This window comes from Pinirhizobacter sp. (assembly GCF_035317885.1).
Taxonomy (GTDB): domain Bacteria; phylum Pseudomonadota; class Gammaproteobacteria; order Xanthomonadales; family Rhodanobacteraceae; genus Pinirhizobacter.
This window is the reverse complement of sequence record NZ_DATHFX010000206.1, coordinates 1-6,224: the sequence shown is the minus strand read 5'-3', so window position 1 is coordinate 6,224 and position 6,224 is coordinate 1. Positions and strand designations below refer to the sequence as shown.

6 protein-coding genes are annotated in these 6,224 nt (G+C 65.4%); 5 read left to right on the top strand and 1 reads right to left on the bottom strand.

Going from position 1 to position 6,224, the window contains the following annotated elements; genetic code table 11:
* Window positions 1-494, bottom strand: a 494-nt coding sequence (locus VK519_RS06445; protein ID WP_324348356.1) for a GntR family transcriptional regulator, incomplete at its 3' end; no start/stop codon positions are given.
* 222 nt (window positions 495-716) lie between these two features.
* Here VK519_RS06445 and zwf point away from each other — a divergent pair.
* From zwf to VK519_RS06420, 5 genes are read left to right on the top strand one after another with little or no spacing between them, the layout of a single operon-like run.
* Window positions 717-2,189: a glucose-6-phosphate dehydrogenase gene (gene zwf / locus VK519_RS06440; protein WP_324348355.1), complete on the top strand. Its 1,473-nt coding sequence runs from the start codon at window positions 717-719 to the stop codon at window positions 2,187-2,189.
* Window positions 2,190-2,209: 20 nt separating this feature from the next.
* The gene (gene pgl / locus VK519_RS06435) at window positions 2,210-2,908 is read left to right on the top strand and encodes a 6-phosphogluconolactonase (RefSeq protein ID WP_324348354.1); all 699 of its coding nucleotides are present in this window, start codon (window positions 2,210-2,212) and stop codon (window positions 2,906-2,908) included.
* Window positions 2,909-2,912: 4 nt separating this feature from the next.
* On the top strand, window positions 2,913-4,727 hold the full coding sequence (gene edd / locus VK519_RS06430; protein ID WP_324348353.1) for a phosphogluconate dehydratase: 1,815 nt from the start codon (window positions 2,913-2,915) through the stop codon (window positions 4,725-4,727).
* 18 nt (window positions 4,728-4,745) lie between these two features.
* A complete protein-coding gene (locus VK519_RS06425) occupies window positions 4,746-5,387 on the top strand; it encodes a bifunctional 4-hydroxy-2-oxoglutarate aldolase/2-dehydro-3-deoxy-phosphogluconate aldolase (protein WP_324348351.1) in 642 nt (213 codons plus the stop codon).
* Window positions 5,384-6,220 (top strand): DMT family transporter, encoded by an 837-nt coding sequence (locus VK519_RS06420; protein ID WP_324348350.1) that lies wholly within the window; start codon window positions 5,384-5,386, stop codon window positions 6,218-6,220. Before VK519_RS06425 ends, VK519_RS06420 begins: the two co-directional genes overlap by 4 nt.
* Window positions 6,221-6,224: the final 4 nt, after the last annotated feature.

Genomic DNA, 6,224 nt, shown 5'->3' with positions numbered 1-6,224 from the left:
AGCAGGGCCAGCGGCACGGCACTGCGTTCGATGGCCAGGGGTTCGTCGCCGGCGTAGCGAAGCCGGTGCAGGCGAACCACCTGGGCGCCCGGCGAGAGGTTCATCGCCATGGCTTCCTCGGGGGTGACCTCGCCAATACTGCGTTCGAAGAATTCCGAACGCGGGTTCAGCCCGCGGGCGCGGAGGTCTTCGGTGAAGCTGGTCATCCGCGACAGCGGCTTGACGATGCGCTCGGCGATGAAGGTGCCGGCGCCATGGCGCTGGGTGAGCAGCCCGTCTTCCACCAGGCCGCCGATCGCCTTGCGTACGGTGACGCGCGAAAGCGCCAGGGCCTTGGCGAGGTCGCGTTCGCTGGGCAGGGCGTGGCCCGCCTCCATCACGCCCTGGTCGATGACATTGCGGATGGCATGGCGCAGGCGCAGGTAGGCCAGCGGCTGCCGGCTCTCGGCAGCGCTGTACAGGCGTTGGTACTCGCTGACCAGGGCGCTTTCCATAGGCGGGAAGATACCAATGCCGGACCAGTGCGGCAAGCCTGAACTCACGGACTTTGGCTATTGGGGTGAAACAAACAGTCGTTTCACTGAAGAAAACGATTACAGATCGTTCCAAATGAAACCTTTTCAGGATTCGGATCTTGAAGCGCCGCCCCACTGGAAAGGCGTGGTATGGCACTGGTATGATCGCTTGACCCATTTCCCCTTGCTTCGAGGTGTGCCGTGTCCGTTGCTTCCTTGCCCGTCGAGCCCTTCGACCTGGTGATTTTCGGGGGTACCGGCGACCTTGCCATCCGCAAGTTGCTGCCCGCGCTCTACCACCGCTACATCGACGGCCAGATCCGTCCGGAAAGCCGCATCGTGGGCGTGGCCCGCGAGGCGCTGGACGACGACGGCTACCGGACCCAGGTCCGCGCGGCGGTCGAAGCCGCCATCGACCACGTCGTGCCCGCCACGCTCGACGCTTTCCTGAAGATGGTCGGCTATCGCCCGCTCGATGCCCGCAAGGCCGATGGCTGGGACGACTTCGCCGCCATGCTGGGCGCCAAGCCCGACCACGTGCGGGTGTTTTACCTCTCCACCTCGCCGGAACTGTTCGTCGACATTTGCGAGCGCCTGGGCGGCTATGGCCTGAACGGCGACAAGGCCCGCGTGGTGCTGGAAAAGCCCATCGGCCGCGACCTTGCCAGCGCCAACGTCATCAACGATGCCGTGGGCCGCTTCTTCGACGAGTCGCAGATCTATCGCATCGATCACTACCTGGGCAAGGAAACGGTGCAGAACCTGCTGGCGCTGCGCTTTGGCAACGCCCTGTTCGAGCCGTTGTGGAATTCCGCGCACATCGATCATGTGCAGATCACGGTGGCCGAAACCCTCGGCGTGGGCCGCCGCGGCTCGTACTACGATCGCGCCGGCGCGCTGCGCGACATGGTGCAGAACCACATCCTGCAGCTGCTTTGCATGGTGGCAATGGAGCCGCCGGCCTCGCTCGCGCCCGACGCCGTGCGCGACGAGAAGCTGAAAGTCCTGCGTTCGCTGCGCCCCATCAACGATTCCAATGCCGCCCAGCTCACCGTGCGCGGCCAGTACCGCGCCGGCGCCGCCGATGGCCAGGGCGTGCCGGGCTATCTGGAAGAACTCGGCGAGAAAGAGTCGCGTACCGAAACCTTCGTCGCCCTCAAGGCGGAGATCGGTAACTGGCGCTGGGCCGGCGTGCCGTTTTACCTGCGAACCGGCAAGCGGCTGCCGTCGCGGGTCTCGGAAATCGTGGTGACCTTCCGCGCCCTGCCGCATTCGATCTTCGATGCATCGTCCGGCCCGCTGCTGCCCAACCGTCTTACCGTGCGCCTGCAGCCGGACGAGGGCGTGAAGCTGTGGCTCACCATCAAGCACCCGGGCCCCGGCGGCCTGCGCCTGCGCCATGTGCCGCTGGACATGACCTTCGCCAGCGCCTTCGGCGTGCAGCAGCCCGATGCCTACGAGCGCCTGCTTCTGGATGTGGTCCGCGGCAATCCCACGCTGTTCATGCGGCGCGACGAAGTGGAAGCTGCATGGAAGTGGGCCGGCCCCATCCTCGAGGCCTGGGAATCGAGCGGCGACACGCCCAAGGCGTATACCGCCGGCACCTGGGGCCCAAGCGCCGCCGTGGCGCTGATCGAGCGCGACGGACGCAACTGGACCGAAGACGCGCCGTAACAGAAGAACCGGAGAGCCGCATGAGCAAGCCAACCGTCCACGTGCACGAATTCACCGACCGCCTCACCCTGGCCGATAAATTGGCCCACAAGGTGGAGGCCCAGCTGAAGAAGGGCATTGCCGTGCGCGGGCATGCGGTGATCGCCGTCTCCGGCGGCACCACGCCGAAGGTGTTCTTCGCGGTGCTTGCGCGTGCGAAGGTGGATTGGTCGAAGGTCACCGTTACCCTGGTGGACGAACGCTGGGTGCCGGAAAGCAGCGAACGGTCCAACGCCGCCCTGGTGCGCTATCTGATGCTGAAACAGAACGCCGAAGCCGCCACCTTCCTGCCGCTGTACAACGGCGCGAAAGACCCCGACGCAGGCTCGGCGGAACTGGCCAAGGCCATTCGTGCGCTGCCCACGCCGTTCGACGTGGTGGTGCTGGGCATGGGTCCCGACGGCCACACCGCGTCGTTCTTCCCCGGTGGCAACCACCTCGCCCAGGCACTGGATCTGAAGGGTAAGGAGCCGGTGATTTCGATGACAGCCAAAGGCGCCGACGAACCACGCATCACCCTGACCCTGCCGCGGATCCTCGACACCGAAGCGCTGTTCCTGCACTTCGAGGGCGAGGACAAGCGCAAGGTGTTCGACGAAGCGCGGGCCGGGGGCGACTACCCCATCGCCGCCGTGCTGTCGCAGTCGAACACCCCGGTCGACGTTTACTGGAGTCCATGACGACATGAGTCTTCACCCGACAGTCGCAGACGTCACTGCACGGCTGGTCGAGCGCAGCCGCCCCGGCCGCGATGCCTACCTTTCGCGCGTGGACGCGGCCAAAGGCGACGGCACGCAGCGGCGCCATCTTTCCTGCGGCAACCTGGCGCACGGCTTCGCCGCGTGCGGCCCGGACGACAAGGCGGCCTTGCGCGATGGCCCGGCGGCAAACATCGCCATCGTCAATTCCTATAACGACATGCTTTCGGCCCACCAGCCGTACGAGCGCTATCCCGAATTGATCCGCCGGCTGGCGCGCGAGCACGGCGCTACGGCGCAGGTGGCCGGCGGCGTGCCGGCGATGTGCGACGGTGTCACCCAGGGCCAGCCGGGCATGGAGATGTCGCTGTTTTCGCGCGACCTGATCGCCATGGCCACGGCGGTGTCGCTGTCGCACGACATGTTCGACGGCGCCATGTACCTGGGGATATGCGACAAGATCGTGCCGGGCCTCTTGATCGGCGCGCTGAGCTTCGGCCAGCTGCCGGCGATCTTCGTGCCGTCGGGCCCCATGCCCAGCGGCATCTCCAACGAAGAAAAATCCAAGGTCCGCCAAGCCTACGCCGAAGGCAAGGCGAATCGCGCGGAACTGCTTGAAGCCGAAGCGCGTTCGTATCACTCGGCGGGCACCTGCACCTTCTATGGCACGGCCAACTCCAACCAGATGCTGATGGAGATCATGGGCCTGCACCTGCCCGGTTCAAGCTTCGTGCTACCGGACACGCCGTTGCGCGATGCGCTCACCGCAGAAGCGGTCAAGCGCATGCTGCAGATCACCGTACTGGGCAGCGAGTACACGCCGGTCGGCCGCATGATCGACGAGCGCTCGATCGTCAACGGCGTGATCGGCCTGCACGCCACCGGTGGTTCCACCAACCACCTGCTGCACCTGGTGGCCATCGCGCGCGCCGCGGGCATCGACCTGCGCTGGGACGACTTCGACGCGCTTTCTGGGGCAATTCCGCTGCTGGCGCGCGTGTACCCCAACGGCTATGCCGACGTGAATCACTTCCACGACGCTGGCGGCATGACCTTCCTGATCGACCAGCTGCTCGACGCCGGCCTGCTGCACGGCGATGTGCGCACGGTGGCGGGGCAGGGCATGGATGCGTATCGCCAGTTGCCGGGCATCGACGCGCACGGCAACCTGGAATATCGCCCCATATCGAAGGAAAGCGGCAATCGCGGTGTGCTACGCGCGGCTGCCGAACCTTTCCGTGCCGATGGCGGCCTGCGCATGCTCTCGGGCAATGTCGGCAAGGCGGTGATCAAGATTTCCTCCGTGCCCGAAGACCGCATGGTTATCGAAGCCCCGGCCGTGGTGTTCGATCACCAGAACGACATCAAGGCGGCCTTCGAGCGCGGCGAGTTGAATCGTGATTTCGTTGCCGTGGTTCGCTTCCAGGGCCCACGCGCCAACGGCATGCCGGAACTGCACAAGCTCACGCCCACCTTGAGCGTGCTGCAAGACCGCGGCCATCGCGTGGCCTTGCTGACCGATGGCCGCATGTCCGGTGCGTCTGGCCGCGTGCCGGCAGCGATCCACGTGACACCCGAAGCCGAAGCGGGTGGCCCGATCGGCAAGATCCGCGACGGCGACATGGTGCGCCTGGACGCCAACGCCGGTACCGTCCAGGTGTTGGTGGCCGACGATGAATGGTCGCAGCGCGTATGCGCCACGGCCGACCTTGCCGGCAACCAGTTCGGCATGGGCCGCGAGTTGTTCGCCATTTTCCGTAATGCCGCCAACACCGCCGATGCCGGTGCCGGCGTCTTCTAATACAGACACAGGTTCCCCATGAGTACCGATGCCAAGCAGCAACTCGTCGAGCGCACCCTGCGCCTTGCGCCCGTGGTCCCGGTGGTGATCATCGATGATGCCGCTGCCGCGGTGGGCATGGCCCGCGCGCTGGTGGCCGGCGGTATTCCCGCCATCGAGGTCACCTTGCGCACGCCAGCGGCGCTTGATGCCGTGCGCGCGATCGCGGCGGAAGTGGAAGGCGCGATTGTCGGCGTGGGCACCGTACTTACCGCGAAGGATCTGGAAAACGCCTTCAAGGCCGGCGCGAAGTTCGCCGTGTCGCCGGGCAGTGCACCGCGTTTGCTTGACGCCGCCGATGATTCGGAACTGGCGCTGCTTCCGGGTGCGGCAACCTCCAGCGAGGCCATGGAACTGCTCGAGCGCGGCTATCGTTTCCAGAAATTCTTCCCGGCAGTACCGGCGGGTGGCCCGAAGTTGATCGGCGCCTGGGCCAGCCCCTTGCCGCAGATTACCTTCTGCCCCACGGGCGGCATCAGCCTGTCGAACGCGAAGGATTTCCTGGTACTGCCGAACGTCGCGTGCGTCGGTGGTTCGTGGCTCACGCCGGCCAACCTGTTGCAGGCGCGCGACTTCGCCGCCATCGAGGCATTGGCCCGCGAGGCGGCGTCACTGCGTTGATCTGGATCATCGCTAGCGTCTGCTGCAGCGTGCTGGTGTCGGTGCTGCTGCGGTTGTTCCGTGGCTGGCGCGTGGACGCCGGGCAGGCTATCGCCTTCAATTACCTGGCGGCGGGTTTGCTCACATGGTTGTTGCTGAAGCCCGCGATGCCGTCGTTGGAACAGCCGGTGTCGGTGTATATCGCCTTCGTTGGCCTTGGCGTGCTGTTGCCGGCGGTGTTCGTGGCGCTGTCGCGCTCGGTGGTTACGGCGGGCATTGTGCGCACCGAAATCGCGCAGCGCCTGTCGTTGGTGGTGTCGCTTACTGCTGCGGCGTTGGTGTTCGGCGACGTGCCGACGGCGGCCAAGGCCGGCGGGATGGCACTGGGGTTAGTTGCCGTGGTGCTGGCGATCACCGGGCGCCGCGATGGCAGCCCGCGGGGTGCGTCGCAGTGGCCGTGGTTGGTGTTCGTGGGGTTTGGCGTGATCGATGTTCTGCTGAAGTTCGTGGCGCAGAGTGGGACGTCGTTTCCGGCAGTGTTGTTGTCAGTGTTTGTGTTGGCGTTGATGTTGTCGCTTATTTCGTTGCTGGCGACGCAGGTGACTTTTACTTTACGTAGTTTTGGTGCGGGGTTGGTGCTGGGTGTGGCTAACTTTGCCAATATCTATTGCTATATCCGCGGTCATCAGGTGTTGGCGGCGCATCCGTCGTTGGTGTTTTCGACTGTCAACATTGGCGTGGTGGTGCTGGGGGCGCTGGTGGGTATTGTCGCGTTCGGCGAGCGGCCGGGGCCAATGCGGTTGTCGGGGTTGGCGCTTGCGGTGGTTGCGATTGTGGCGATCAGCTTGGCTTGATTGC

What these genes read in the sequence shown, in the direction of transcription:
- VK519_RS06425 (WP_324348351.1), top strand. Translation starts at nt 4,746, where the DNA reads ATGAGTACCGATGCCAAGCAGCAACTCGTCGAGCGCACCCTGCGCCTT.
- pgl (WP_324348354.1), top strand. Translation starts at nt 2,210, where the DNA reads ATGAGCAAGCCAACCGTCCACGTGCACGAATTCACCGACCGCCTCACC.
- edd (WP_324348353.1), top strand. Translation starts at nt 2,913, where the DNA reads ATGAGTCTTCACCCGACAGTCGCAGACGTCACTGCACGGCTGGTCGAG.